Source organism: Nocardioides bruguierae, assembly GCF_023554635.1.
Classification (GTDB): Bacteria; Actinomycetota; Actinomycetes; order Propionibacteriales; family Nocardioidaceae; genus Nocardioides; species Nocardioides bruguierae.
This window is the reverse complement of the sequence record NZ_JAMJPH010000027.1, coordinates 17,717-42,494: the sequence shown is the minus strand read 5'-3', so window position 1 is coordinate 42,494 and position 24,778 is coordinate 17,717. Positions and strand designations below refer to the sequence as shown.

Here is a 24,778-nt window from a genome sequence, read left to right as displayed (position 1 = left end):
GTGCTGCGACCGAAGAGCAAGGGTTACGAGCCCGAGAACATGTCGCCGGAGGCGACCAGATCACACCGCGTCGTCCAGGGCGGCCCGCACGCTCATGACGACGGCCTCGGGGTCGAGGCCGTCGCGGGCGGCGAGCTCGGCGACGAGGCGGCGCACGACGAGCAGCATGCCGCCCATCAGCGGGGAGATGTCGAGCTCGAGCTCCTCGGTCTCCTCGTCCAGCAGCAGCTCGATGGCCTCGATCTCGAGGAGGTGGGAGAAGACGAGGTCCATGGTGTCGGCCTCGTCGCCACCGCCGACGCCGTCGGAGGCGACGACCCCGTCGAGGATGATGTGGCCGGCGCGGCGCACGCGCTCCTCGTCGCTCATCTCGGGCGCGTCGTGCCCGTGGTCACCGTGGTCGTGGTCGTGCCCGTGGTCCTCGTGGTGGCTCATGCGCCCATCCTGCCGGACCTGCCGCCGGCCGGGCCGCTGCGCGAGGATGACGGCGTGCCCACCCCCGCCCCCGTGCTCGTCTACGACGCCGACTGCGCCTTCTGCACCCGGTGCGCGCAGTGGCTGGCGGCGCGGGCGACGTGCCGGGTGGAGCCGTGGCAGTCGCTCGACCTGGCGGCCGTGGGGCTGACGCCCGAGCAGGTGCGGACGGCGGCGTGGTGGCTGCCCGGCGGCACAGGCACCGACACGGGCACCGACGCCGGCGCCCCGCGGGGCGGTGCGCGGGCGGTGGCCGCCTCCCTGCGGGCCTGCCGAGGCACGACCCTCTCCGCGGCCTACCGCGCCGCCGGCGTCCTGGTGGACCTCCCGCCGGTGCGGCCGCTCGCGGCGCTGGTCTACCGCTGGGTGGCGGCGAACCGGTACCGGCTGCCGGGCGGCACGGCCGCCTGCCGGCTGGAGGACTGAGCGCCCTCACCGGGCCTGGTCTCGCGACAGGACCTCGTCCTTCCTCGACCGACGGCCGGGCCGCTGCTCAGCCGGGGTTGACCACCCGGTTCATCTCGAAGTGCATGGGGTCTGTGAAGGCCCAGTCCCCACCCCACGTGAAGCCCCACTTCTCGAAGACGGCGACGACGGTGCGGTCCATCTCGCCGACCGTGCCGCGCTGGTTACCAGGCACGTTGAGGTCCAGCGCGAGGCCGAAGGAGTGGTTGGACAGCGACGTCGTGCCGGCGATGAACCGCGGGTAGTAGCAGCCGGCGTACTCGCCGGGGTGGATCTCGGAGGCCAGCCCCAGGTCGACGATCTCGGTCAGGGCTGCCCGCAGCTGGGGGAAGATCGCGTTGTTGCAGGTCACCGACCCGAGGATCGGCACGGTCTCGGTGCTGATGTGGGCCGCGACCCAGGCCGGGTCGGGGGCGATGCGTCCGCCGCCGAGCACGGTGTAGGTGAACCGGCCGACCGCCTCGCCGACGGTGCCGACGACGACGGCGGTCTGTGCGGCGCCGACGGGCAGGTCGGGGCCGAGGATCTCCACGGCGGCGTCCGACCCGGCGGCCCGGGTCACGGCGCGGCGCACCGACTGCGGGGAGGTGCGCGGCGCGACGGCCACGAGCAGCGCGTTGCCCCGGGTCATCTCGAGGTCGTCGACCCAGGCCTCGTTGACGACGGCGTCGACCCCGGCCACCTGCGGGGCGTACGCGCCGACGTGGACCCGCGGGCTGTCCGCGCGGTTGCCCAGCCGCAGCCAGCCCTCCTCGTCGGCGGGCAGCCGGCGGCGCAGGGAGGGGCGCACCGCGATCTCACCGCCGGCCACCCGGTTCCACACGACCTGGCTCTGCGCGGACGCGGCGGGGGTGAAGCGGCGGTAGCGGGCCGGGTCGACGGCCAGCAGGTCGAGCGTGCGGTCCTCGACGAGGGCCTGGGCCCGGGAGACCCGCTCGACCAGGCGGACGCCGGGCACCGCCCGCACCCGGGCCACGGCCACGGCGTCGAGCGGCTGGGAGGTGGTGACGAGGAGGTCCGCGGCGACGAGCGCGGCCTCCAGCGGCGCGGGTCGGTCCACGGCGTGCTCGGGGTCGGCCGCCCAGGCGCCCAGCGTCTCCCCGGGGCTCGTCGCGGCACCGGAGGAGCCGGACGAGCCGGACGAGGGTGAGGAGGGGGAGGCCGGTCCCGCGGTGGCCGCGGACGAGTCGTCGGCCGGCGCGCCGGCGCTGCCGTCGTCCGCGCCCCCGCAGGCGACCAGGACGGGGCCGGCGACCAGGCAGCCGACGAGGACCAGGCGCGCGAGCAGACCACCGGGGCGGGGGGCGCCGCGGCGGTGACGGCGGTGGGGGGAGCGCGCGTGGGCCATGGTGCTGACGATGGTAGGCGGCTCGGCGCACGAGTGTGGCCACCGTCACTCACCCCCGCGCATGACGCTCCTGAGGATCACCTGAATAGGCTGGGCCCGTGGCTCGCCCCCGTTCTGCCTCCGCCCGGCTCGTCGAGCACGTCCAGAAGCTGGGTGAGCAGCACCCGCCGATCGACCTCGCCAGCGTCGACTTCGCCGTGAAGGACCCGCGGCTGCTCAACGAGCGGTTCGGCCACGTCCTCGACTTCATGGCCCGCGTCGAGCTCGAGGTGGACCGCAACGTCCTCGAGCTGCTGACGCTGCTGCCGGACCCGCCCGAGGTCGACGTGTTCTTCTACCGCGACGTGTGGCAGCCGCAGGAGATCCAGCACGGCCGCATCCTCGACGAGCTCCAGGTGCGCCTGGGCCGCGACAACGCGGTGACCGACCTGGAGAACGTCGGGTTCAAGCTCAAGCTGCTCGGCGCGCTCTCCCACCTCGGCGCGTTCCAGGACGTCAGCCGGATGCTCTACTACCTGACCGGCATGGCCACGGAGCGCTCGGCGGTGCTGGCCTACAACATCCTCCACGACGGCATCGTGGAGATGGGCGAGGGCGCGATCGCGGAGACGGTCATCGTGCCGATCAAGCGGCAGGAGCCCGGTCACTACGCCTTCTACCAGCTCTCCGCCCGCAACCTGTGGGCCGAGCTGGCGCCGTGGCAGAAGTGGCTCGTGCGCAAGCTGCGGTCGTTCTCGTTCTCCCCCGTGGGCGTCAACAACCCCGAGCAGCTGGCCGACTTCGGCGACGTGATGGCCACCCTCGGCGTGAGCGAGGACGTGCAGTTCGTCGCCCAGATCGCCCGCGTGGAGACCGAGCTGCTGTGGGCGCGCGAGCACGGCCTGCCCGTGCCCGACTACATCGTGCAGGCGTTCGCCGGCGCGGTCACGGCCGCGCGGGAGCGCGCCGCGGCCTGAGGTCGCCCGTCAGACGTCGCCCGTCAGAGGTGCCGCGCCAGCCCGGGGTCGCGGGCGTCGCGCGCCGCCTGGGCGATCATCTCGGCGAACTTGTCGGCGCCGCCCGTGCAGCGGAACTGCACCAGGTGCCCCTCGGTGCGCACCCCGATCGTCTTCGTCACCAGCCCCGGGCCGATCTCGACACCGGTCACGTCGACGGTCTCGAGCTTGAGCATCCCCTTGCTCGTGGCCGCCCGGCTGGGGAGGAAGGTGAGGTGGAGGTGCGACAGCATCAGCCGCCCGTTGACCCAGGAGCCCGCCCACTGCTCCTGGAACGTGTTCAGCGCAGCGTCGGAGCCGCTGCCGCCGCGCCCGGTGCTCTCCACGAGCAGCGAGCCGACCTTCGAACCCATCGTGGCGTAGGACATGTCTCGCAGTGTCCTCGGCCAGGCTGTCAGAGGGGAAGGACAGTGCCGTGAGACGCGTCCGTCCGACTTGCCCGCCCACCGCACGGTCCCCGAGAGTGGCCGGATGACCAGCAGCCACGCGTTCGGCATCGACTTCGGCGGCACCGGCATCAAGGGCGCCCCCGTGGACCTCGAGTCCGGCGACTTCGCCGAGGAGCGGGTGCGGGTGAGGACCCCGCAGCCGGCCACGCCCCAGGCCGTCGCCGCGGTCTTCCGCGACCTCGTCGCGTCCTTCCCCGACAACGACGGCCCGATCGGCGTCACGGTGCCCGGCGTCGTTCGGCACGGCGTCGTCGGCTCCGCCGCCAACATCCACGACTCGTGGATCGGCACCGACGCCGACCGCCTCTTCTCCGAGGCCACGGGTCGCACGGTGCACGCCGTCAACGACGCGGACGCGGCGGGGCTGGCCGAGGTCCGCTGGGGCGCCGCGGCCGGACGCACCGGCCTGGTCATCGTGACGACCCTCGGCACCGGCATCGGCTCCGCCCTCGTGCAGGACGGCGTGCTGGTGCCGAACTCCGAGCTGGGCCACCTGGAGATCGACGGCGAGGACGCCGAGTCCCGGGCCTCCAACCGGGCCCGCGAGGCCGAGGACCTCTCCATGGAGAAGTGGGCCAAGCGCCTGACCCGGTACTACCGGACCCTGGAGATGCTGTTCTCCCCCGACCTGTTCGTGGTCGGCGGCGGCATCAGCAAGCGGCACGCGGAGTTCCTGCCGCTGCTCGACCTCGACACCGAGATCGTGCCCGCCCAGCTGCGCAACAAGGCCGGCGTCGTGGGCGCCGCGCTCTACGCGACGACCTGACGCCCAGCGGTGGTCGAGGTGCGACGAGCCCCGGCGAGGAGCCTCGAGACCGCCGCACCCGACGCCGGCCTCAGTCGCGCTCGCGGCCGCTGATCGCGTCCGCGACGGCCTCGGTGACCTCGGTGTTGAAGACGCTGGGGATGATGAAGCTGGCGTTGAGCTCGTGGTCGCCCACGGTCAGCGCGATGGCCTCGGCGGCCTTGAGCAGCATCTCGGTGGTGACGTCGGAGGCGCGGGCGTCGAGCAGGCCGCGGAAGACGCCCGGGAACGCCAGCACGTTGTTGATCTGGTTCGGGTAGTCCGAGCGGCCCGAGGCGACGACGGCGGCGTGGCGGCCGGCGACGGCCGGGTCGATCTCCGGGTCCGGGTTCGCCAGCGCGAAGACCACGGCATCGTCCGCCATGGTCGGGATCCACTCCTCCTTGAGGATGTTGGGGGCCGAGACGCCGATGAAGACGTCGGCGCCCTTGAGCGCGTCCTCCAGGGTGCCGCGGACGTTGCGCGGGTTGGTGCGCGTGGCCAGCTCGGCGTGGGAGCCGGTGAGGGTGTCGTCGTCCGAGGACAGGCAGCCGACCTTGTCGACCATCACGATGTCGGGCACGCCGGCGGCGAGCAGCAGGTTGCAGATCGCGGTGCCGGCGGCGCCGGCGCCGTTGAGGGCGATCCTGACCTCGCCGATCTCCTTGCCGACCACGCGCAGGGCGTTGGTGAGGGCGGCGAGGACGACGATGGCGGTGCCGTGCTGGTCGTCGTGGAAGACGGGGATGTCGAGGGACTCGCGCAGCCGCGCCTCGATCTCGAAGCAGCGGGGGGCGGCGATGTCCTCGAGGTTGATGCCGCCGAAGCCGGGGGCGATCATCTCGACGGCGCGGACGATCTCGTCGGTGTCCTGGGTGTCCAGGCAGATCGGCCAGGCGTCGATGTTGGCGAACCGCTTGAACAGGGCCGCCTTGCCCTCCATCACCGGCAGCGCGGCGCCGGGGCCGATGTTGCCCAGGCCGAGCACGGCGGAGCCGTCGGTGACCACGGCGACGGAGTTGCCCTTGATGGTCAGCCGCGGGATGTCCTCGGGCTTCTCGGCCAGCGCCCGGGAGACCCGGCCGACGCCGGGGGTGTAGGCCATCGACAGGTCGTCGCGGTTGCGCAGCGGGACCTTGGAGGAGACCTCGATCTTGCCGCCGATGTGCAGCAGGAACGTGCGGTCGGAGACCCGGTAGACCTCGACGCCCTCGACGGTCTCGGCCACGCCGGGCAGGGACGCGGCGTGCTCGGCGTCGCCCGCGGAGCAGGTGACGTCGACCGTCAGCTTCTCGTGCGTCGACTCGGTGACGTCGATCGCGGTGACGATGCCGCCGGCGTGGCCGATGGCGGTGGCCACGGCCCCGATCACGCCCGGGTTCGCCGGGGTGTGGAGACGCATGGTGATCGAGTAGGAGGACGCGGTGGCTGCGGAGGTCGGCACCGGGTCACATTCCACCTGCCGCCCGGTTACGGGCAAGTCCGTCGGGACCGCAACGACCGCAAGTGACGCACCGCACAGTCGTGGATCGTTCCAGGCGGGGCTCAGACCTCCTGGGCGTCCAGCCGGCGCAGCAGGTTCTCGGAGAACCGGTCGCCCATCTGGTTGATCACCTGCTTCATGGTGGTGCGCACCACCGGGCCGGAGAGCTTCGGCAGCGGCAGGTCGAGGGTGATCTCGAGGCTGGTGGACAGCCGGGTGCCGCCGTCCGCCTCGGCCAGGTCGTACCAGCCCTCGACCGACGAGCGCTCCGTCGTGCCCTCCGGCGGGTCGTGGCGGAACTCGATGCGGCTGGGCTCGTCGTAGGTCATCGCCTCGGTGAAGGCGGGCGAGACGTTCATGCCGGCCACCTCCAGCCCGGCCAGCTGCCAGCGCCAGTGGTCGCCGTCGGCGGTGATCCGCGAGACGAAGGGGGTCAGCTCGGCGACGGCGTCGGGGTCGCTGAGCACGGCCCAGACCTCGGCGCGGGTGGCGGTGATGACGGCGGTGGCCTCGGTGGAGGCGGAGAAGCGGGTCACGGGGTACCTCCGGCGGGGGCGGCGAGCGCGGCCTCCACGTCGGCGCGGATGCTCTCGGGGGTCGTCTTCGGGGAGTAGCGGCGCAGCACCGCACCGTCGCGGCCGACGAGGAACTTGGTGAAGTTCCAGTTGATCCGGCCGCCGAGCAGCCCCTTCTTCTCGCCCTTGAGCCAGTCGAAGACCGGGTGGGTCTCGGGGCCATTGACGTCGATCTTGGCGAACAGCGGGAAGGAGACGCCGAAGTTCCGCTCGCAGAAGGACGCGATCTCGCCCTCGTCGCCGGGCTCCTGGTGGGCGAACTGGTCGCACGGGAAGCCGAGCACGGTGAACCCGCGTGACGCGAAGTCGTCGTAGAGCCCCTGGAGGCCCTGGTACTGCGGCGTGAACCCGCACTGGGAGGCGGTGTTGACCACGAGCACGACCTGGCCGGCGTACTCGGAGAGGTCGACGTCGGCGCCGTCGATGCCGCGGGCGGAGAAGGAGCTGAGACTCGTCATGCCTGCCAGCATGACGGGCGGGGGTGCACGGGCGTCTCCCCCAGGCGTCAGCCCACCATCGTCCCGACGACGCTCACGGTGTCGCCCACGGACGGGGCGAGCGGGCCGAGGTCCTCGCCGCTGACCCGGACGCGGCGGTCCGCCACGTCCAGCCAGACCCGGCCGTCGCCGACCTCCGCGACCACCCCGCGCACCCGGTAGCGCTGCCCGCCGAGCCGCTCGAGCACCGGCTCCCCGTCGTCGACGGCGAGCGCGTCGTCGCTGACCATCCGCAGCTCGGGGCGCCTGCGGCGGCGCAGCAGCACGGCCAGGCCGAGGGCCACGAGCACGATGACGTCGAGCACGAGCACCCCGCCCAGCGGCAGCTTCTGCCCGGCCACGGCGAAGGTGGTGGGGTCCTCGGCGTCCCAGCGCACCTCGGCGGTGCCCTCGTCGCTCACCTGCTGCCAGGTCTCGTCGTCGACGGCCACCTGGAAGGTGCGGTCGTCGTCGCTGAGCCCCCGGCCGCTCGCCTGGTCACCGGCCTCGTCACCGGCCTGGGCCACCAGCGCCTCGACCACCGCGTCGGGCAGCCGCACCGCGACCTGCTCCCCGTCGTCCGCGGCGGTGGCGGCGACCTGCTCGCGCTCCCCGTCGGAGGCGAGCCGGTGCTGCGTCCACCAGGTCGCGGCCAGCGGGGCCTGGAGGAGGACCAGCACGAGGACGAGCACGATCGTGCGGAGGCTGCGGCGACGCATGGCGCCCAGTATCGGGGGTCGGGGCACGCTCACCCCAGGTCCGGGCCTCCGGAGGCCTCGGCGACCAGCGCCAGGAACCGCTGCCGGGCCTCCGCGTCCCCCTGCCGGCGTGCCCGCGTGCGCGGCACCTGGTGGACGGGGCGGGGCGCTCTGTCGTGGAAGAACGTGCCCCGGGCGGTCGAGGGGCGGGTGGCCACGAACCAGACCGCGGTGTCGGCGCCCTCGGCGGCGTCGCGCAGCAGCGGTCGCAGCAGCCGGTCGAACCCCGGCAGCGCGTCGGTGAGCCCGGGGGTCGCCACCCACCCGGGGTGCATCGAGGCGACCAGCACGCCGGTGCCCCGGGTGCGCCGGGCCCAGGCGTCGGCGAGCACGACCTGCATCCGCTTGGTGCGCGCGTAGGCACGGACCCCGTCGTAGGGCAGGTCCTCGGGGCGGCGGTGCTCGAGGTCGTCGACGGAGTCGGCGTGCAGGCCCGCGGTGTACATGCCGCCCGAGCTCATCCACAGCACGCTGCCCCGCCCCGTCCGCAGGGCCGGGAGGAGGAGGGCGGTCATCAGGTGCGGGCCGAGCACGTGCACCGCGAGACCCTGCTCGTGGCCCTGGGGGCTCTCCTGCCGCTCGGTGGTGAGGACGCCGGCGTTGTGCACCAGGCCGTGCAGCGCGTCGACCCGGCCGAGCAGGTCCGCGCACCAGGCCGCCACGGCGTCGAGGTCGCCGACGTCGCAGACCTCCTCCACCACCTGCGCGCCCTGCGCCCGCAGGTCGGCGGCCTCCGCGGCCACCTTGGCCGGGTCGCGCCCGAGCAGGTGGACGACGGCGCCCAGCCCCGCCAGCCCGACGGCCGTGGCCCGGCCGATGCCGGAGGTGGCCCCGGTGACGACGACGTGCCGACCGGCCAGGCTGCCGGGCTCGGGGTCGCGGCGGGCCGGGTCGAGCCGCCAGCCCGCACGGCGCAGCCGGGGGCCGGTGGCCGCGTACCCGGGCAGGACCGCGCGGTCGGCGGCCACGTCCAGCGCGCGGGTGGCGGCGCGCGCCAGGCCCAGTGACCGACCCAGCGCCACTCCCCGTGCCGTGCGGGAGGCCGGTGCTCGTGTGCTCACGACCCGACCGTAGCCGGGCGCCGCGGCGACGATCCGAGCAGGTCAGGACACCTGTGGACAGAGTGGACACCCGCGTGGGACCAAGGTCCCGAAAACGACACCAGGATGCGGAAGTCGCACGTGCCGGCGTGCAGGCTGGCGCACCGTGGACGACGACGAAGCCGTCGCCGACGCTCGATGCCGATCCATCGTCGCCGCCCGCATCGCCCATGCGAGTCCTTCTCGGGAGACGCCATGCAGACACGACCCCGTACCGGGGCGCGCCAGCCCGCCAGTCGCGCCCCGGGCACCGGTCCCCCGACCGCACCGGTCACGCCACGCCCGTTCGACACCGCCGCCTGAGGCGGGTCCGGGCCTCCACGGCGCTCGTCCGTGCCTCCTGTGCCGCCCCCAGCGCCACGTTCGGGGCCAGGACGTCGTCCCCACCCCACCCCTGCTCAGCCCCTGCTCACTCCCCTGCCCACCCCCGCTGCTCGACCCCTACCTCTCGGAGATCCCCCATGTCGCCCGTCCCCGCCGGCCGCCTGCGCGCCGCCGTCGTGGCCCTGGCCCCCGTCACCGCGCTGCTCCTCGGCGCCGTGCTCCCCGCCTCGGCCGCACTCCCCCAGACCCCGACCAGCACCAGCACGAGCACCAGCACCAGCACCAGCACCACCCTCGCCGGCGCGACCCCCGAGGGTCCGCCCGAGCCCGAGGTCCGCGGCGAGCGCCTCGTCGACGCCCGCACCGGCAGCACGCTGCACGTGGCCGGCCTCAACCGCCCCGGCACCGAGTACGCCTGCGTGCAGGGCTGGGGCTTCTTCGACGGCCCCACCGACGCCGCCGCGATCCAGTCGATGCTCGCCTGGGGCGTCAACACCGTGCGACTGCCCCTCAACGAGACCTGCTGGCTCGGCATCAACGGCGTCGACCCGCGCTGGAGCGGGGAGAGCTACCGCGCGGCCGTGGAGGGCTTCGTCGCGCGGCTGCACGACGCCGGCCTGGCCGTCGTCCTCGACCTGCACTGGAGCCACCACGGCAGCACCCGCGCCACCGCGCAGGAGCCCGCGCCCAACGCCGACCACAGCATCGACTTCTGGAGCAGCGTCGCCACCCGCTTCGCCGACGACCCGAGCGTGATGTTCGAGCTGTTCAACGAGCCGCACGACATCTCGTGGACCTGCTGGCGCGACGGCTGCACCACCGCCGAGGGCTGGCGCGCCGCCGGCATGCAGGAGCTGGTGGACGCGGTGCGCTCGGTCGGCGCCACCCAGCCGCTGATCGTCACCGGGCTGCTGTGGGGCGGCGACCTCGAGCGCTGGTCGCAGTTCCGGCCCACCGACCCGCAGGGCCAGGTGGTGGCCGGCTGGCACGTCTACAACTTCTCCGGCTGCAGCACCGCCTCCTGCTGGGACGCGACGGCCGCACCGGTGGCCGAGGAGGTGCCGGTGCTGCTCACCGAGGTCGGCCAGGACGGGTGCGGTCGCGACTTCCTCGACCGCATCCTCCCGTGGGCCGACGAGCACGGCATCGGCTACCTCGCGTGGTCGTGGAGCACGGCCGACTGCTCGAGCATGCCGGCGCTCATCTCCGACTGGCAGGGCACCCCGACCGCCTACGGCGCCGGCTACCGCGAGCACCTCCAGACCCGGACGCTGCCCGACGACGACGCCGGCGCCCCGGCCACGGAGCCCGGCGGCACGCCCGTGCCCGTCGACCCGACCGCCCTGCAGACCTTCGAGTCCGGCACCCACGGCTGGAAGGCCCGCTGGGGCTCGATCGGCGTCTCCTCCTGGGCCGGCACCGCGCGCAGCGGCACCGGTGCCCTCGCCCTCGACCTCAGCGGTGCCGGCTGGCCGGCGGCCGGGTTCGGCGTCGGCTCCCAGGGGCTGAGCGGCCAGGTGCGGGGCGGGTCCGAGGTGACGATGCGCGTGTGGGCCCCCGACCGCGGCGACGGCACCGCGCCGGTCAGCGTCTCCCCGATGACTTTCGACCCCTCGTGGCGGGCCTGGGTCGGCGGCGCCGTGACGCTCCAGGCAGGCGCGTGGACCACCGTGCGGTTCACCGTGCCCGACGCCGGGGCGATCATCGCCGGCCTGCAGGTGAACAACGGCGGCGGCTGGACCGGCCGGATCTACGTCGACGACGTGGACGCGGTCGCCCCGCGCCTCACCTTCGACGCCGGCACCGAGGGCTTCTCCACCCGGTGGGGCTCGGCCACGGTGGGCCGCCGCACGACCGACACGTGGGCGGGCGCCGGGGCGCTGACGGTGCGGCCCGGCACCGGCTACCCGGCGGTCGGCACGGCCTCGGTGACCGACCTGGACCCCGGCGACGACGTCGTCCTGCACGTGCACGTGCCCGCCGGCACCGGCACGGCCGCGCCCCGGGTGCAGCCGATGTGGTTCGACGGCACCTGGGCCGCCGGCACCGGGCCGAGCACGCGCCTGGAGGACGGCTGGAACACGGTGCGGTTCACGGTGCCCGCCTCGCTGGACCGCGTCCGCATCGTCGGCCTGCAGGTCAACAACGGTGGCGGCTGGAGCGGCACCCTCGGGGTCGACCAGGTCTCCTGGTGAGCGGCGCCTGACCCCGCCGGCCCGGCCGGGACGTCATACCTCTGAGGGACACTGCGTCCGCTCCGCATGACGTCCCGGCTTCGGGGCGTCCCGGCTTCGGGGCGCACGCGGCCGCCACTACCGTGGCCGCGTGCGCTTCGGAGTGACCCTGCTGACCGACCTGTCCTGGGCCGAGTCCCGACCCCGCTGGGTCGCGGCGGAGGAGATGGGCCTCGACCACGCCTGGACCTACGACCACCTGACGTGGGGCTCGCTGCCGGAGTCGCCGTGGCGCGACGCGCTCACCACCCTGGCGGCAGCCGCGGCGCTGACCAGCCGGATCGGGCTCGGCACCGCGGTCACCGCGCCGAACTTCCGGCACCCGCTGCCGCTGTACCGGGAGGTCCAGGCGCTCGACGAGATCTCGGGCGGCCGCTTCCTGCTCGGCCTCGGCGTCGGGGGCGACCTCGACTCGGCCAAGCTGGGCCTGCCCGACATGAGCGCCAAGGAGCGCGTCGACCGCTTCCAGGAGTTCACCGACCTGCTGCGGCGCCTGCGCTCCGAGGACCACGTGGACGCGGCGGGCACCTGGTTCAGCACCGTCGACGCACGCACCGCGCCGACGCCGTCCACGCCGTTCGTGGTCTCCGGCAACGGGCCGCGCTCGATCCGCTACGCGGCGCGGGTGGGCGACGGCTGGATGACGACGGGCCGGCCGGCCGACGACCTCGACGGCTGGTTCGCGCAGCTGGCGGAGATGACCGCGACGCTGGACGAGGCGCTGGAGAAGGCCGGCCGCGACCGCGCGTCGTTCCCGCGGTACCTGCTGATGGACGCGCCCGCCAGGTTCAGCCACGGGCTGTTCGCGCTCTCCAGCACCGACCTGTTCGAGGAGATGACCGGCCGCGCCGCCGCCCTCGGCTTCACCGACCTCATCACCCACTGGCCCCGCACCGGCGAGCCCTACGCGGGCGAGGACGCCGACCTCGAGCGGGTCGTGGCCGACGTCCTGCCGCGCTGGCGCTGAGCATCTTCGTACCGGCGCTGAGCCCTTCCTCGCCTACTGCTCGACGGCGACCAGGCGCTTCTCGGCCGCCGAGACCCGGGCCGCGTCGAGGATGGCGAGGACGTGGATCGCCTCCTCGACGGTGACCACCGGGGCACCGGTGCCGGCCACGGCCTGCGCGAACGCGGTGTACATGTCGTGGTAGCGGCCCTGGGCCGAGGGCACCCGCTCCTCGCCGTCGGCGGTGCGCAGCCAACCGGCGTTCTCGGGGCTGTCGTACCCCCAGCCCTCGGGGTCGGCGGCGGGCCGCTTGCCTGCGAAGACGTCCTGGGCCTGCACGTCGCGCGAGAGCGACTGGTAGCTGCCGGCCTCGCCGTAGGCGAGCAGCTCGCGCTGGGCCAGGTGGACGGTCTTGGTCGACTCCACCGTCGACATGGCGCCCGAGGCGTGGGTGAGCGTGAGGTGGAAGGACACGTCGGTGAGGCCACCGCCGCGGCCGACGTCGGGGATGTCGGCGTGGTCGAGGTGGCCGAGCACGTGGGTGACCGGGCCGAGCAGGCCGACGACCTGGTCGACGACGTGGCTGCCCAGGTCGCGCAGGAGGCCGCCGTTCTCGCCGCCCTCCACGCCGTGCGCCTCGTCCAGGTCGAAGCGGGAGTGGACGCGCCAGATCTGGCCGAGGCGCCCGGCCTCCATCACGCCGGCCAGGGTGCGGACGTCGGCGTCGGTGCGGCGGTTGTGGAACGGGGCGAGCACCACGCCGGCGTCCTGCGCTGCCTGCGCCACCTCGCGCGCCACCTCGGCGGTGGGCATGAACGGCTTGTCCATGAGCACGTGGACGCCGGCGGCGATCGCCTCGAGCGCGAGCTCGCGGTGCGTGGCCGGCGGGGTGGTGATGGTGACCGCCTCGACGACGCCCGCGGCGAGCATGTCGGTGAGGGAGTCGAAGACGGGGACGCCGGGGTAGTCCTCGGCCAGCTCCTTGCGGCGGGCCTCGGAGCGGGTGACGACGCCCGCGAGCTCGACGCCCTCGGCGGCCTCGACGAAGGGGGCGTGGAAGAAGCGCCCGCCGACGGAGTAACCGACGACACCCAGCTTCAGCGGTGTGATCTCAGTTGCCATGAGGCTGAACGTAGCCGTGCAGATGGCACGTGCCAACAGCCTCCGATCAGGCAATTCTCCCTCAGGATCGGCAGCCGTGTCGGGACCGATGACCCTCAGCCACGGCCCCGCTCGTGGGACCATGGACTCGGTCGGCCACCTCGTCCGGCCGGCGAGCGGAGGGCACCAGGCATGTACGACGTCGTCGTGGTCGGCGTGGACGGCAGCGAGACCGCCGCCGCGGCCGCGCGCCGGGCCGCACAGATCGCAGTGGCCCACGACTCGCGCCTGGAGATCGTCTCCGCCTACGACGCGGTGGAGGCCGGCGAGGCCGCGCACTTCGCGACCGAGGACGACGCCACGTCCGTCGCGGGTCGCCTGGCCGCGTCCCTGCGCGCGGCCACCCCCGGCCTGCGGGTCAGCGCCTCGCCGGTCGACGGCAAGCCGGGCGACGCGCTCGTGCAACGGGCCGCCGAGCTGGGCGCCGGGCTGATCGTCATCGGCAACAAGCGGGTCCAGGGCGTCGCCCGGGTCTTCGGCAGCGTGGCCACGTCGGTGATGGCGAAGGCCCCCTGCGACGTCTACGTCGTGCACACCCACGGGAAGTGAGCGACCCGCAGCACGTGCCACCGATGTGAGGTGGAACACTTGTCAGCAACACAGCACGGTCGTCGAGCAGGGGCTCGGCACCGCACGACCCCGGCGAAGTCCCGGGACCAGGAGGGAAGCAGATGAAGAACATCGTCGTCGGCGTGGACGCCAGCGCCACCGCCGAGACCGCCGCCCGCAAGGCCGCTGAGCTCGCCGTCGCCACCGGGGCCACGCTGCACGTGGTCTCCGCCTACGAGAAGTTCAAGACCGAGGTCGTCGAGGAGGGCCCGGAGAAGTTCGACCGGTCCACCGAGGACCTGGCCGCCGAGCACGCCGTCCACGTCATCTACAACCTCAAGCGCGACCTGCCGGCGCTCGTCGCCGAGCCCAGCGCCGTCGAGGGCAAGCCGGGCGAGGCGCTCGTGCAGCGTGCCCACGAGGTCGACGCCGAGCTGATCGTCATCGGCAACAAGCGCGTCCAGGGTCCGAGCCGCGTCTTCGGCTCCATCGCCACCGACGTCATGCACAAGGCTCCCTGCGACGTCTACGTCGCGCACACCGTCGAGCGCTGAGCCTGCTGCTCCCGGAGGTCGAGGAGAGCGAGGCCTGGCTGCTCCCGGAGGTCGGGGAAGGACGAAGTCCTGTCTCGAGACCACCGGGAGCAGCCCCGCCTCGGTGGTCGAGCAACGACGAGACCACCAGGCATCCGCTACGGTGACGAAGACCCCCATGGGGGATACGCCGACCCACCGACGGAGCCGACGATGACCCAGCCCGCCGCCCAGCCCGAGACGCCCACCGAGCCGACGCGGGTCTCCGAATCGTCGGCCTGGCAGGCCCTGCGCTGGTGGCCCGCCCGCCGGTGGGGCGTGGCCCTGCTGACGGCGCTCGTCGCGATCCTGGTCGTCGGCCTGCCCACCGACCTGATCCCGAACCCCGTCTTCGGCCGCGAGATCCCGCCGACCGCGTGGGCGTGGCCGGCCCTGCTGGTCTCCAGCGTGCTGGGCGGCCTGCTCGCCGCGACCTACGTCCGCTCCCCGCTCACGACCACCACGGACGACGGCGAGGACGCGGGCCCTGGCACCCGCCGCGGCTGGGTCGGCGGGCTGCTGACCTACTTCGCGGTCGGCTGCCCGGTCTGCAACAAGCTGGTGCTGCTGGCGCTGGGCTCGGCCGGTGCCGTCACCTGGTTCGAGCCGGTGCAGCCGGTCCTCCAGGTGCTGGCCGTCGGGCTGCTGGTCTGGGCCCTGCGCGCTCGGCTGCGCGGCGAGCTGGCCTGCGCCTCCCCGGCACGGTGAGCCCGCGCCCGGTGCGGCCCGGCGAGCACGCCTCGGCCTTCGCCCCCGATCCGTACCCGGGCGAGCGGCCGGCAGGCTCCTTCGTGGTGGACGACGGCGGCCTGCTGTGGCCGCTGGAGCGCACCGGTACCGACTGGGTCGTTGACCGCCCCGATCGCCCCGACCTCGCCACCTGGCTCGCCGCGGCCGGGGCGAGCCCGCTGGAGGAGCGGGTACCCCTGGTGGGCTACGGCTCCAACGCGTGCCCGGGCAAGGTGTTGCGCAACGCGACCCCGCTGCCCGCCGTGCACCTCGCCTGCACGCTGGAGGGCCTGGCCAGCGTGTGGTGCGACGGGCTGACCCACCGCGGGGACGTGCCCGTGACGCTCGTCGAGGCACCGGGGCACACCGAGGAGGCCGTTCTGATGCTCGTCGACGCGGCCGAGCTGGCGGTGCTGGACATCGTCGAGGGTCGCGCGGCGCGGGCCTACGACCTGGTGCGGCTCGAGGCCGGGAGCGTGTGCGTGGAGGGCCGCCCGGTCACCGACTGCCTCGCCTATGTCGGACGTGCGCCGCACCGGTGGCCGCTGCTGGTCGCCGGGCCCCGGGGGCGCGGCGGCGCCGCCGCCCTGGCGGGCGGCGGCGCCCGGGGGGGGGGCTCGACGACCAGCGTCGAGCCCGCCCCGCTGGGGCCCGTGGTGCCGCTCAGCTGACAGTCCCTCTCAGCTGAACTGGCCCTCGATGCGGGCGATCTCGTCGGTGCTCAGCGGCAGGCCCGCCGCCTGCGCGGAGTCGCTGATGGAGGCCGGCCGGGAGGCGCCGGGGATCGGGATGACGTGGTCGCCCAGGGAGAGCTCCCAGGCGAGGACGACCTGCTGCGGGCTGACGCCGCGCTCGGCGCCGATCTCGTGGAAGACCGGGTAGCTCAGGCCGACGTCCTTGCTGCCCTGGCCGGTGCCGCCGAGCGGGCTCCACGGCAGGAAGGCGACGCCGTGCTCGCCGCAGTGCTCCATCTCCTCGCGCGAGGAGCGGAAGTTCGGCGCGAACTGGTTCTGCACGCTGGCCAGGCCGCCCTCGCCGAGCACCTCGAGGGCGACGTCGATCTCCTCGATGTTGGCGTTGGAGATGCCGACGGCCTTGATCTTGCCCTCGTCCTGCAGGGCCTTGAAGGTCTCGACGACCTCGCCGTACACGCGCCAGCGGTCGGGACGGTGCCACTGGTAGAGGTCGATGACGTCGGTGCGCAGGTTTCGCAGGGACGCCTCGACCGCCGCGCGCAGGTGCTCGGGGGAGCCGTCACGACCCCACACCTCGCCGTCGGCGCGGGTGATGCCGCCCTTCGTGGCGACGGTGACGTGGCTGGTGTCGCCGTACGCGGCCAGCGCCTCGGCGACGAGCGCCTCGTTGTGGCCCATCGTGTCCCACGACGGGGCGTAGCAGTCGGCGGTGTCGATGAACGTGACGCCGGCGTCCAGCGCCGCGTGGATCGTGGCGATCGCCTGCTCCTTGTCGGGGCGGACGTTCGCGCCCATGGACAGCGGCATGGCGCCGAGGCCGATCGCGGAGACGGTGAAGGGGCCGAGCGTGCGGGTGGGGAGCGTCATGCCTCCACCCTGCCAGCCGGCACCGACGGCCCCACCACCTGCACGGTCCGTGGGCCGTGGGCGCCCGGCTCAGCCCAGCCAATCCAGCAGCGCCCGGTTCACCGCGCGCGGCTGCTCCATGTTCGTGGCGTGCCCGGCACCGTCGACGACGGCCGCGCGGGCACCGGCCGCGAGCGCGGCCGAGGCGGCCGCGTGGCTGCTCGGCCACAGCTCGCTCTCGGCGCCGGCCAGGAACAGCGCCGGCACCAGGTCCCGAGCGATCACGGGGCGCCAGTCGGCGCGGGCGTGGTCACCCAGGACGTCCAGGTCACCGCGTCCGAGGCCTGAGCCGCCGCCCGGGGTGCGACCCATCGCGCGCAGCATCCGAGCCACCCGCCGCGGACGGCGCCACAGCGGGGTGCCGTGCCCGGTCGGGGGCACCTCACCCGCGAAGAAGGTGTCCCGGTTGCTCTCGTCGTAGCCGTAGTAGCCGTGCGCCCAGTCGGGGCCGTTGAGCATCCGCGGCGTCTGGTCCACGGTCACCACGCGCCGCACCCGGCCCGCACCGTGCGCGTCCAGGTAGGCCCAGATCGTGTTGCCGCCCATCGACCCGCCGACCAGGTCGACCTCCTCCAGCCCGTAGGCCTCGAGCACGGTCTCCACGTCGGCCGCGCGTCGCGTCATCGTGGTGCCGGGCGGGTTCGGCGACGCGTCCCCGTGCCCCCGCAGGTCCACGGCCAGGACGCGGAACCCCACGCCGACCAGGGCGGGCACCTGGAACCGCCACGAGGACGCCGGCGCGCGGAAGCCCGGCAGCAGCACCACGGTGCGTGCCCCGACGGCTCCGTGGTCGGCGACCCGGAGCTCGGCGCCGTCGTCGGCGAGGAGGGTGATCCGGCTGGGGCTGCTGGCGGCGCTCGACACCTCCGCGACGCTAGCAAGGCGCCCGGGGCGCGACCCCGCCCGCGGGGAGGGCTGTGACCGACCAGTCGCCGCCACGTGCCGCCGTCGCAGCCCCACGCGCGGGAGGATCGGCACCGTGCACGCCCTGGCCTCCGACCTGAACCCGCTCCTCCCGCACGGCGTGGAGGTGGCCCTCCTCGTCGTCGTGGCGGTGCTGGTGATCCTCCCCCTCGCGCTGTGGGTGCTCTCGCTCGTCGACGCCGCCGGCCGCCCGTCCGCACTCTGGGCGGCGACCGGCCAGGCCAAGGGCATGTCGATCGCGCTCATGCTGGTCCTGGGCCTGGTCGGCGTCGCGTTCTACTGGTTCGTCACCCGCCCGCGCCTCGTGCTCGCGGCCCGCGGCCGGTAGCCCTCACGCGTCGTAGACCCCGGCGGCCACGTCCTCCAGCAGCGTCGGACCGGTCGGCTCCCAGCCCAGCAACTCGCGGGTGCGCTCGGCCGTGGTGCCGTGGTCGACCAGCTGGAGCATCCCGAAGAAGCCCAGCGGCTCGGGTCCGACCGAGACGGCCTCCAGCCCCAGCCGGGCGCCCAGCTCCTCGGCGAGCACCTTGACCGGCACCCCGGTCTCGGCGACCGCGTGCAGGACGGACGCCGGGGGCACCGACCCCGACGCCAGGCCCTCCACTGCGGCCACGAACACCCGACCGGCGTCCTCGACGTGCACGGCGCACCAGCGGTTGCTGCCCTCGCCGACGTACGTCGCGCGACCTGCCTCGCGGAAGATCCCGACCAGCGCCGGCACGAACCCGTGCCGGTCACCGTCTCCGTGCACCGAGCGGGGCAGCCGGACGACGGCGGGCCGCACCCCCCGCTGGGCGGTGGCGAAGAGGCTGACCTCGTTGCGCCCGCGGGCGCCGGTCGGGCCCTCGCTCGGCAGGGCGTCCTCCTCGGTGGTGTCGTGGCCGACGCCGAAGGGCGTGCCGGACGCGGCGACCACCGGCGTCCCGCTCCCCTCGAGCGCGGCCGTGAGAGCGGCCATCGCGACAGCCTCCCGCTCGGCGGCACCGTTGATGTCGTTCATGTCGGAGTGGTCGAAGGCCAGGTGGACGACGGCGTCGTGCTCGGCCGCGGCCCGAGCCAGCAGGTCGTGGTCGGCGAGGTCGCCGCGCAGGGCGGTGCCTCCCCGCTTCTCCACGACCGCGGCGGAGGCCTCGGAGCGGGCGAGGCCGGTGACCTCGTGCCCGCGGGCCACGAGCTGGGGGACGACGGCGGAGGCGATCCAGCCGGAGGCCCCGGTGACGAAGACGCGCATGATGAGTTCCTCTCGGTGATGTCATGGTCTGACATCACCGACCATAGCGCGGCATGTCAGAAACTGACATCACCACCTCCCGCGCCTAGGATGAGCGCATGGGTCGCTGGCAGCCGGGTGCGCGCGGACGCCTCGAGCGCGCCGCCCTGACCCTGAGCGCCGAGCAGGGGTACGAGGCCACGACGGTCGCCCAGATCGCGGCCGCCGCCGGCGTCACCGAGCGGACCTTCTACCGGCACTTCCCCGACAAGGTCGACGCGTTCTTCCCCGACAACACCGACCTGCTCGCCACGCTGGCCACCACGGCACGCGAGGCGCAGGACGCCGGCGCCCCACCGCGCGACGCCGCCATGACCGCGCTCCGCCTGTTCGCCGGCTACGTCGCCGAGGAGCCCGAGCGGCCGCTGCTCAGCGCCCGCGTCATCCCGACCGTGCCCGCGCTGGCCGGTCGCGACCTGCTGCGTCAGCAGCAGATGGTCGGCGCGATGGCCGAGGGACTGGTCGCCGGGGGCGCCGACCCCGTGACTGCCCGACTGGCCGGCGAGGCCGCGCTCAGTGCCTGGCGCACCGCGCTGACGATCTGGCGGGCCGACGCCACCCGGGCCCTCACCGACGTGGTGGACGAGGTCGCCTCCGCCGCGTCCGCGCTCTGAGGCCTGCACGTCCCGTCGCCGGACCGGAACAACGACCGACGTAGCAGGCGGTCGCCGCTGTCCGTGCAGGTCAGCGCCTCGCGCGTCGGGGAGGCAGCCCGTTGTTCCGGTCCTGCGACGGCGGCCCTGGTTGTATGCGGCCATGAGCACCCCGGAGCCAGGTCCCGAGTCAGCCGAGGCCTACCACGCACGCCTGATGGACCAGACGGACGCGGCGGGCCGGCTGCCGTTCACGGTCGACGAGGCGATGGTGGCGTGGGACATCTACCCCTACGAGCTCGACGGGCTGCGGATGAAGCCGCTGGCTCCCCTGGCCGACGCCGAGCCCGACCGCCAGGGTGAGGACCCGGCCACCTGCCGCTGCCGCGGCGAGGGCTTCACCGAGGGCCCGCTGGCCTGGAGCAACGAGCGGTGGCTGCTGAAGGTGCTGTCCGGCGGGCTGCCGTCCGAGCTGATGCTCCAGCCCCGCGCCCACCACGACCTGGCCGACCTCCCGTCAGACCTGGCCGCGGAGATGGGCGTGCTGATCGGGGCGGTGACCGCCGCGGCCGAGTCGCTGCCCTCGGTGCACCGCTGCCACCTGGCCCGGTACGGCGACGGTGGGGCGCACCTGCACCTGTTCTTCTGGGCCCGGCCTGCCCGGGTGCTCCAGCTGCGCGGGTCGACGCTGGTCGACTGGGCCGACCAGCTGCCCCCGCTGCCCGACGAGGTCCGCCGCGCCAACGCCGAGCACGTCGGCGCGCACCTGGTGGCCGCCGTCGGCGGGCAGGGTCCCAGCGGCGTCTGAGCCGCCTGCTCCCGCGCCGGGCGGGCCACCCCCTGGCACGTGCCACCCGGCGGCTACGGTGACGCCGCACAGCCCGGACGAGCAGGAGACGACATGACCGACACCGTGCACCTCGGCCACCTCGCGCTGACCTGGGACCAGGCGTTCCTCGCGTACCCGAGCACCCCGGGCTGGGCCCACCACGACGTCGCCGAGCTGCCCGACGGCCGCCTGGTCGCCGGCCACCCCGACGGCCGCTCGCTGCGCGTGTACCGCCCCGACGGCTCCCTGCTGCACGAGATGGACCTCGGCGCGGTCGAGACCCACGGCCTCACCGTCGACCCCGCCACCGCGGAGGTGTGGGTCGCCGACAACGGCCACAAGTACACCCCCGACCAGCCCGACTACGACGAGATCCGCATCCCCGGCCGCCTGCTCAAGGTCACCGCGGACGGCGAGCGGGTCGGTGAGCTCGTCCAGCCCGACACCGCCGCCTACGACCGTGCGACCTGGGCGCCCACCGCGATGCTGGCGCTGGACGACGGCGGCCTCTGGGTCTCCGACGGCTACGGCCTCTCGCTGCTGCACCGCTACGACGCCGACGGCACCTACCGGGAGACCGTCGACGGCTCCGACTCCGGCACCCCGTTCGACACCCCGCACGCGATCGTCACCCGCACCCACGCCCAGGGCGCGGCGCACGGCACCGAGATGCTGGTCGCCGACCGGGCGAACCACCGCATCGTCGTGCTCGACACCGCCGGTCGCACGCTGCGCACCTTCGGCGCGGAGCACCTCACCTCGCCCTCGGGCATCGCGGTGCTGCCCGACGGGACGCTCCTGGTCACCGACCTCTTCGGCGCACTGGTCGCGCTGACGTCGGAGGGCGACCTCGTCGGACGGCTCGGCGTGCCGACCCCGGAGGCCGAGCAGCGCGACGCCTGGCCGAACGAGCGTTGCGACGGCCTCACCGTCCGCCCGCCGCTGGAGCCCACGCGGCTCAACAGCCCGCACGGCATCCACGTCACGAGCACCGGCGGCGTGCTCGTGACCGAGTGGGTGATCGGCGGTCGGGTCGTGCGGCTCACGCCGGCCTGACCCGACCGCCTCACCGGTTCACGCAGAGGTCAGCACGGAGACTTCAGCACGGAGAGATCAGCCCTCGCACACCGTGCACTCGTCGCCGTTCTCGATCGCACACACCTGCGCGGGGGTCCAGTCGTCCCAGGTGTCGCCGTCGAACATCGTGTCCAGGGTCATCGTCGTGTCGTCCATGGGGGTTTCCTCTCGGGTGGGGGCGGGTGGTGCGGGGAAGAGCGGGGTCACGCCTGCGCGGTGCGCTTGCTCGCCTGCACACCGGCGCGGGAGCGCAGGTAGTACAGGCTCTTGATCCGCGGGTCGAGCAGCGCGATCTTGTGGATGCGGCTGATCTCGGCGGGCGTCGCGTCGGCGTCGAAGAAGAGGTTCAGCGACTGCGACTGGTCGATGAACTGCTGCCGCTCGGCCGCGCGCTCGAGCAGCACCTCCTGGTCGATCTCGTAGCCGGTGCGGAAGACGGCCTTCTCGTGGTCGTCGAGCCAGTCCACGTGGGCCACCGACCCGCCGTGGTCGACGATGTCGTCGATGTGGGCGGAGTCGTAGACGCCCCGCTCCTTCATCAGGGTCACGAGGTTGCCGTTCGCGCGCGGCATCTCGCCGGCGGCGGTGGTCTGGTTCCACACGTTGGCCACGTACGGCTCGATGCCCTGGCTGGTGCCACCGACGATGACGGCGGTGCTCATCGTCGGGGCGATCGCCATGACGTGGGAGTTGCGGCGGCCCACGCACCACTCCGGTACCCCGGCCACGGAGCCCATCCAGCGCGAGGCCGCGTCCGAGCGGTCGGAGAGGAACGCGAAGATCTCCAGGTTGAGCTTGGCCGCCTCGTCCGACTCGAACGGCACCCGCTGCTGCTGGAGGTAGTCGTGGTAGCCCATGACGCCCAGCCCCAGGCTGCGCGCCTTCTCGGTGTAGCGCACCGCGCGCTCGAGGCCGCGGATCGAGCGGGCCCGCCGCAGGAACGCCTCGGCCACGGCGTCGAGGAAGACGGTGGCGGTGAAGGGGACGTCGGTCTCCTTCCACTCGTCGTAGGCGGCGAGGTTCAGCGAGGAGAGGACGCAGGTGTAGGAGTGCTCCTCGTCGGAGTAGAGGGTGATCTCCGAGCAGAGGTTGGACGCCTTGTTCTCCAGGCCGTGGGCCTTGTACGACTCGGTCTGGGCCGCGTTGACCGTGTCGACCTTCCACAGGTAGCCCTTGCCGAGCACGACGCGGATCTTGAGCACCCGCTGGTAGCGCTCGAGGGCGTCCTTGTCGCCGGCGAGCATCCGGTCGATGAAGTCCTGGGTCACGATCCAGCCGACGTTCTTGTTGGCGGGCTCGCGGAAGATCAAGTCGGCCAGCTCGAAGAAGTCCGGGTGGTCGACGGGCAGGTAGCCGGCCCACGAGCCGCGGCGGGTGGCGCCCTGGCTGATCTGGTTCGTCATCTCGACGAAGTTGTTGAACACCGGCACCACGCCGTTGGCGTGCCCGTTGTCGGAGAAGCGCGCCCCGCGTGGCCGCACGTCGCCCAGGTAGGCGGAGGTGCCGAACCCGTGCTGGGAGAGGATCGCCGCCTCCTTGAGCGTGTCGTAGAACCCCCACACGGAGTCCTCGACGTAGGAGCCCTCGCACGAGACGGGCAGGCCGCGGTCGGTGCCGAGGTTGGCGAGCACGGGGGTGGAGGGCGAGAGCCAGCCGTTCCAGATGGCCTCGAGGAACGGCTCGGCCCAGGGGCGCCCGTCCTCGCGGGGGTACATCTCGTCGGCGAGGACGCCGGCGGTGTCGGCGATCGCCTCGTACCGCTCGCGCACGCTCTGCCCGGCGTGGGTGTACTTGGACCGGAACATCGCGTAGCCGGCCGTGGTCATGAACGCGGGCACGGTGCCCTCGGCCTGGAGCGCCTTGCGCTCGGCCGACAGGGTCTCCCAGGAGGTGGTCGCCATCAGAACACGAACTCCGTCTCGCCGATCGTGCGGTTGTACTCGTTGCCGGTGACCTGGAAGAAGTCGTGGAACTGGGTGCCGTTGATGCCGGGGTAGAACCACTCGGCCACGGGGTTGTCGTCGACGACGAACAGCGGCTCCATCCGCATGTTCTCCAGCGTGAGGTTCACCCGGGAGCGGACGAAGACCTCCAGGTCGGCCTGGTCGATGCCGTCGATCGGGCCGTGGGCGAAGAGCATCTCCACGATCCGCGCCTCGTGGGCGTAGACGTACTCCGCCACGCCCCGCACCCGGGCGAACAGGGCGTCGCGCTCGCGCTCGTACTCGGCCGCGGGCACCGTGTCGGCCCACTCGTCGAGCGTGGTGTTGAACAGCCAGGCACCGCCGGTGGCGTGCAGGTTCTCGTCACGCGCGGAGAAGTTGATGCCGCTGATGACGTTCTGCAGCAGGTTCTTGCCGCCGGACTGGAAGTGCTTGAGGAACGCGAAGCTGGAGTAGAGGACGCAGTTCTCCATCAGCGTGAAGACGCTGAGCGCGAAGAGGAGGTCCTCGTCGGCGATGGCCTCCCAGACGAACTCGATCCGCTCGGCGAGCACCGGGTCGTTCTTGTAGGAGTCGTAGAACTCCTCGGTGTCGATCATCAGCGTCTTGTTGAGCTTGGCGTAGAAGGGCGCGTGCATGTTGAGCTCGGCGAAGGAGAACGCGTTCGTCATCATCTGCACCTCGGGCCGCGGGAACGCGTGGAAGAGGCGGTCGCCCCACACCTCGCCGCCGAGGATCAGCTCGTAGATGGTGAACAGCTTCAGCGTCGTCCGCACCGCCGCCTGCTCGGCCGGGGTCATGGTCACGAGGAAGTCCTGCTTGTCGTTCTCGACCGGGATCTCCTCCGCGGTCCAGAAGATGCTGCGCTGCTTCTTCGCCAGCTCCTCGGCCATCGGGTAGTCGAAGACGTAGGCGGACTTCTCGGTCCGGATGCGCAGACCCGTGGTGTCGATCATGGGCGGTGCCCTCCTCCACCGGCCCCCTCGGCCGGCGCTGGATGTCGGATGTGTTCCGGTGCATCCGCTGCGGAGGAGGCGGTGAGGACGTCGGCAGCGCCGGCGGGTGGCGAAGAGCTGCCGAGCCGCGCAGTGCTGGTTCGATCCCCTGACCCTCCCTCGA

The 24,778-nt window shown here is 73.4% G+C and carries 27 protein-coding genes; 13 read left to right on the top strand and 14 right to left on the bottom strand.

Annotated elements, in window-relative coordinates:
- Positions 1–60: 60 nt before the first annotated feature.
- Positions 61–435 (bottom strand): hypothetical protein, encoded by a 375-nt coding sequence (locus M8316_RS15355; RefSeq protein ID WP_250055967.1) that lies wholly within the window; start codon positions 433–435, stop codon positions 61–63.
- Between the two features lie 54 nt (positions 436–489).
- Here M8316_RS15355 and M8316_RS15350 point away from each other — a divergent pair, with 54 nt between their 5' ends.
- Complete coding sequence (locus M8316_RS15350) at positions 490–900, top strand: thiol-disulfide oxidoreductase DCC family protein (protein ID WP_250055965.1); 411 nt, start codon at positions 490–492, stop codon at positions 898–900.
- Positions 901–967: 67 nt separating this feature from the next.
- On the opposite strand, the gene M8316_RS15345 is transcribed toward M8316_RS15350, so the two are convergent.
- Positions 968–2,287 carry a M15 family metallopeptidase gene (locus M8316_RS15345; RefSeq protein ID WP_250055962.1) on the bottom strand — a complete coding sequence of 440 codons (1,320 nt, stop codon included), beginning with the start codon at positions 2,285–2,287 and terminating at the stop codon, positions 968–970.
- A gap of 98 nt (positions 2,288–2,385) precedes the next feature.
- On the opposite strand from M8316_RS15345, the gene M8316_RS15340 reads away from it, so the two are divergent.
- The gene (locus tag M8316_RS15340; RefSeq protein WP_250055960.1) at positions 2,386–3,243 is read left to right on the top strand and encodes a GTP-binding protein LepA; all 858 of its coding nucleotides are present in this window, start codon (positions 2,386–2,388) and stop codon (positions 3,241–3,243) included.
- 23 nt (positions 3,244–3,266) lie between these two features.
- On the opposite strand, the gene M8316_RS15335 is transcribed toward M8316_RS15340, so the two are convergent.
- Positions 3,267–3,650, bottom strand: a complete 384-nt coding sequence (locus M8316_RS15335; RefSeq protein ID WP_250055958.1) for a hypothetical protein — start codon at positions 3,648–3,650, stop codon at positions 3,267–3,269.
- 103 nt (positions 3,651–3,753) lie between these two features.
- Between M8316_RS15335 and ppgK the strand changes: the two genes are divergently transcribed.
- Positions 3,754–4,497 carry a polyphosphate--glucose phosphotransferase gene (ppgK, locus tag M8316_RS15330; RefSeq protein ID WP_250055956.1) on the top strand — a complete coding sequence of 248 codons (744 nt, stop codon included), beginning with the start codon at positions 3,754–3,756 and terminating at the stop codon, positions 4,495–4,497.
- Between the two features lie 70 nt (positions 4,498–4,567).
- Here the strand turns inward: ppgK and M8316_RS15325 are convergent, their stop codons facing one another.
- From M8316_RS15325 to M8316_RS15305, 5 genes are all read right to left on the bottom strand, one after another.
- Positions 4,568–5,917 (bottom strand): NAD-dependent malic enzyme, encoded by a 1,350-nt coding sequence (locus tag M8316_RS15325; RefSeq protein WP_250056033.1) that lies wholly within the window; start codon positions 5,915–5,917, stop codon positions 4,568–4,570.
- 143 nt (positions 5,918–6,060) lie between these two features.
- Positions 6,061–6,534, bottom strand: coding sequence for an SRPBCC family protein (locus tag M8316_RS15320; protein ID WP_250055955.1), 474 nt, complete (start codon positions 6,532–6,534; stop codon positions 6,061–6,063).
- Positions 6,531–7,031, bottom strand: a complete 501-nt coding sequence (locus tag M8316_RS15315) for a glutathione peroxidase (protein WP_250055953.1) — start codon at positions 7,029–7,031, stop codon at positions 6,531–6,533. Before M8316_RS15315 ends, M8316_RS15320 begins: the two co-directional genes overlap by 4 nt.
- A gap of 47 nt (positions 7,032–7,078) precedes the next feature.
- A complete protein-coding gene (locus tag M8316_RS15310; RefSeq protein WP_250055951.1) occupies positions 7,079–7,768 on the bottom strand; it encodes a hypothetical protein in 690 nt (229 codons plus the stop codon).
- A 29-nt stretch (positions 7,769–7,797) separates the two neighbouring features.
- Positions 7,798–8,868 carry an SDR family NAD(P)-dependent oxidoreductase gene (locus M8316_RS15305; RefSeq protein ID WP_250055949.1) on the bottom strand — a complete coding sequence of 357 codons (1,071 nt, stop codon included), beginning with the start codon at positions 8,866–8,868 and terminating at the stop codon, positions 7,798–7,800.
- A gap of 500 nt (positions 8,869–9,368) precedes the next feature.
- Here M8316_RS15305 and M8316_RS15300 point away from each other — a divergent pair, with 500 nt between their 5' ends.
- Both M8316_RS15300 and M8316_RS15295 read left to right on the top strand, forming a co-directional pair.
- Entirely contained in the window at positions 9,369–11,426 is a 2,058-nt protein-coding gene (locus tag M8316_RS15300) for a glycoside hydrolase family 5 protein (RefSeq protein WP_250055947.1), read from the top strand.
- 130 nt (positions 11,427–11,556) lie between these two features.
- Positions 11,557–12,432 carry an LLM class flavin-dependent oxidoreductase gene (locus M8316_RS15295; RefSeq protein ID WP_250055945.1) on the top strand — a complete coding sequence of 292 codons (876 nt, stop codon included), beginning with the start codon at positions 11,557–11,559 and terminating at the stop codon, positions 12,430–12,432.
- A 33-nt stretch (positions 12,433–12,465) separates the two neighbouring features.
- Here M8316_RS15295 and M8316_RS15290 read toward each other — a convergent pair whose 3' ends face one another.
- Positions 12,466–13,533 (bottom strand): Gfo/Idh/MocA family protein, encoded by a 1,068-nt coding sequence (locus M8316_RS15290; protein WP_250055944.1) that lies wholly within the window; start codon positions 13,531–13,533, stop codon positions 12,466–12,468.
- A 171-nt stretch (positions 13,534–13,704) separates the two neighbouring features.
- Between M8316_RS15290 and M8316_RS15285 the strand changes: the two genes are divergently transcribed.
- The 4 genes from M8316_RS15285 (at position 13,705) to M8316_RS15270 (ending at position 16,093) form a co-directional block, all read left to right on the top strand.
- Positions 13,705–14,121, top strand: a complete 417-nt coding sequence (locus tag M8316_RS15285) for a universal stress protein (RefSeq protein ID WP_250055943.1) — start codon at positions 13,705–13,707, stop codon at positions 14,119–14,121.
- Between the two features lie 122 nt (positions 14,122–14,243).
- Positions 14,244–14,675 (top strand): universal stress protein, encoded by a 432-nt coding sequence (locus tag M8316_RS15280; RefSeq protein WP_250055942.1) that lies wholly within the window; start codon positions 14,244–14,246, stop codon positions 14,673–14,675.
- A gap of 192 nt (positions 14,676–14,867) precedes the next feature.
- A complete protein-coding gene (locus M8316_RS15275) occupies positions 14,868–15,401 on the top strand; it encodes a hypothetical protein (RefSeq protein ID WP_250055941.1) in 534 nt (177 codons plus the stop codon).
- Entirely contained in the window at positions 15,398–16,093 is a 696-nt protein-coding gene (locus M8316_RS15270; protein WP_250055940.1) for a gamma-glutamylcyclotransferase family protein, read from the top strand. Before M8316_RS15275 ends, M8316_RS15270 begins: the two co-directional genes overlap by 4 nt.
- Positions 16,094–16,102: 9 nt before the next feature.
- Here M8316_RS15270 and M8316_RS15265 read toward each other — a convergent pair whose 3' ends face one another.
- Both M8316_RS15265 and M8316_RS15260 read right to left on the bottom strand, forming a co-directional pair.
- Positions 16,103–16,984 (bottom strand): aldo/keto reductase, encoded by an 882-nt coding sequence (locus tag M8316_RS15265; protein ID WP_250055939.1) that lies wholly within the window; start codon positions 16,982–16,984, stop codon positions 16,103–16,105.
- A 69-nt stretch (positions 16,985–17,053) separates the two neighbouring features.
- Positions 17,054–17,887, bottom strand: coding sequence for an alpha/beta fold hydrolase (locus M8316_RS15260; protein ID WP_250055938.1), 834 nt, complete (start codon positions 17,885–17,887; stop codon positions 17,054–17,056).
- Positions 17,888–18,002: 115 nt separating this feature from the next.
- On the opposite strand from M8316_RS15260, the gene M8316_RS15255 reads away from it, so the two are divergent.
- The gene (locus M8316_RS15255; RefSeq protein ID WP_250055936.1) at positions 18,003–18,275 is read left to right on the top strand and encodes a hypothetical protein; all 273 of its coding nucleotides are present in this window, start codon (positions 18,003–18,005) and stop codon (positions 18,273–18,275) included.
- A 3-nt stretch (positions 18,276–18,278) separates the two neighbouring features.
- On the opposite strand, the gene M8316_RS15250 is transcribed toward M8316_RS15255, so the two are convergent.
- The gene (locus tag M8316_RS15250; protein ID WP_250055934.1) at positions 18,279–19,178 is read right to left on the bottom strand and encodes an NAD-dependent epimerase/dehydratase family protein; all 900 of its coding nucleotides are present in this window, start codon (positions 19,176–19,178) and stop codon (positions 18,279–18,281) included.
- A gap of 98 nt (positions 19,179–19,276) precedes the next feature.
- Here M8316_RS15250 and M8316_RS15245 point away from each other — a divergent pair, with 98 nt between their 5' ends.
- From M8316_RS15245 to M8316_RS15235, 3 genes are all read left to right on the top strand, one after another.
- Positions 19,277–19,831, top strand: coding sequence for a TetR/AcrR family transcriptional regulator (locus tag M8316_RS15245; RefSeq protein ID WP_250055931.1), 555 nt, complete (start codon positions 19,277–19,279; stop codon positions 19,829–19,831).
- Between the two features lie 196 nt (positions 19,832–20,027).
- On the top strand, positions 20,028–20,618 hold the full coding sequence (locus M8316_RS15240; protein WP_250055930.1) for a hypothetical protein: 591 nt from the start codon (positions 20,028–20,030) through the stop codon (positions 20,616–20,618).
- 93 nt (positions 20,619–20,711) lie between these two features.
- Positions 20,712–21,695, top strand: coding sequence for an NHL repeat-containing protein (locus M8316_RS15235; protein ID WP_250055928.1), 984 nt, complete (start codon positions 20,712–20,714; stop codon positions 21,693–21,695).
- A gap of 224 nt (positions 21,696–21,919) precedes the next feature.
- Here the strand turns inward: M8316_RS15235 and M8316_RS15230 are convergent, their stop codons facing one another.
- Both M8316_RS15230 and M8316_RS15225 read right to left on the bottom strand, forming a co-directional pair.
- Positions 21,920–23,617, bottom strand: coding sequence for a ribonucleotide reductase barrel domain-containing protein (locus tag M8316_RS15230; protein ID WP_250055926.1), 1,698 nt, complete (start codon positions 23,615–23,617; stop codon positions 21,920–21,922).
- Positions 23,617–24,615: a ribonucleotide-diphosphate reductase subunit beta gene (locus M8316_RS15225; protein ID WP_250055925.1), complete on the bottom strand. Its 999-nt coding sequence runs from the start codon at positions 24,613–24,615 to the stop codon at positions 23,617–23,619. The genes M8316_RS15230 and M8316_RS15225 overlap by 1 nt, the downstream gene beginning before the upstream one ends.
- Positions 24,616–24,778: the final 163 nt, after the last annotated feature.

Coding starts and splice junctions, on each gene's coding strand:
- M8316_RS15300 (WP_250055947.1), top strand. CDS start 9,369: ATGTCGCCCGTCCCCGCCGGCCGCCTGCGCGCCGCCGTCGTGGCCCTG.
- M8316_RS15240 (WP_250055930.1), top strand. CDS start 20,028: ATGGACCAGACGGACGCGGCGGGCCGGCTGCCGTTCACGGTCGACGAG.
- ppgK (WP_250055956.1), top strand. CDS start 3,754: ATGACCAGCAGCCACGCGTTCGGCATCGACTTCGGCGGCACCGGCATC.
- M8316_RS15355 (WP_250055967.1), bottom strand. CDS start 435: ATGAGCCACCACGAGGACCACGGGCACGACCACGACCACGGTGACCAC.
- M8316_RS15290 (WP_250055944.1), bottom strand. CDS start 13,533: ATGGCAACTGAGATCACACCGCTGAAGCTGGGTGTCGTCGGTTACTCC.
- M8316_RS15280 (WP_250055942.1), top strand. CDS start 14,244: ATGAAGAACATCGTCGTCGGCGTGGACGCCAGCGCCACCGCCGAGACC.
- M8316_RS15315 (WP_250055953.1), bottom strand. CDS start 7,031: ATGACGAGTCTCAGCTCCTTCTCCGCCCGCGGCATCGACGGCGCCGAC.
- M8316_RS15225 (WP_250055925.1), bottom strand. CDS start 24,615: ATGATCGACACCACGGGTCTGCGCATCCGGACCGAGAAGTCCGCCTAC.
- M8316_RS15325 (WP_250056033.1), bottom strand. CDS start 5,917: ATGCGTCTCCACACCCCGGCGAACCCGGGCGTGATCGGGGCCGTGGCC.
- M8316_RS15275 (WP_250055941.1), top strand. CDS start 14,868: ATGACCCAGCCCGCCGCCCAGCCCGAGACGCCCACCGAGCCGACGCGG.
- M8316_RS15250 (WP_250055934.1), bottom strand. CDS start 19,178: ATGCGCGTCTTCGTCACCGGGGCCTCCGGCTGGATCGCCTCCGCCGTC.
- M8316_RS15230 (WP_250055926.1), bottom strand. CDS start 23,617: ATGGCGACCACCTCCTGGGAGACCCTGTCGGCCGAGCGCAAGGCGCTC.
- M8316_RS15345 (WP_250055962.1), bottom strand. CDS start 2,287: ATGGCCCACGCGCGCTCCCCCCACCGCCGTCACCGCCGCGGCGCCCCC.
- M8316_RS15235 (WP_250055928.1), top strand. CDS start 20,712: ATGACCGACACCGTGCACCTCGGCCACCTCGCGCTGACCTGGGACCAG.
- M8316_RS15310 (WP_250055951.1), bottom strand. CDS start 7,768: ATGCGTCGCCGCAGCCTCCGCACGATCGTGCTCGTCCTCGTGCTGGTC.
- M8316_RS15285 (WP_250055943.1), top strand. CDS start 13,705: ATGTACGACGTCGTCGTGGTCGGCGTGGACGGCAGCGAGACCGCCGCC.
- M8316_RS15245 (WP_250055931.1), top strand. CDS start 19,277: ATGGGTCGCTGGCAGCCGGGTGCGCGCGGACGCCTCGAGCGCGCCGCC.
- M8316_RS15335 (WP_250055958.1), bottom strand. CDS start 3,650: ATGTCCTACGCCACGATGGGTTCGAAGGTCGGCTCGCTGCTCGTGGAG.
- M8316_RS15265 (WP_250055939.1), bottom strand. CDS start 16,984: ATGACGCTCCCCACCCGCACGCTCGGCCCCTTCACCGTCTCCGCGATC.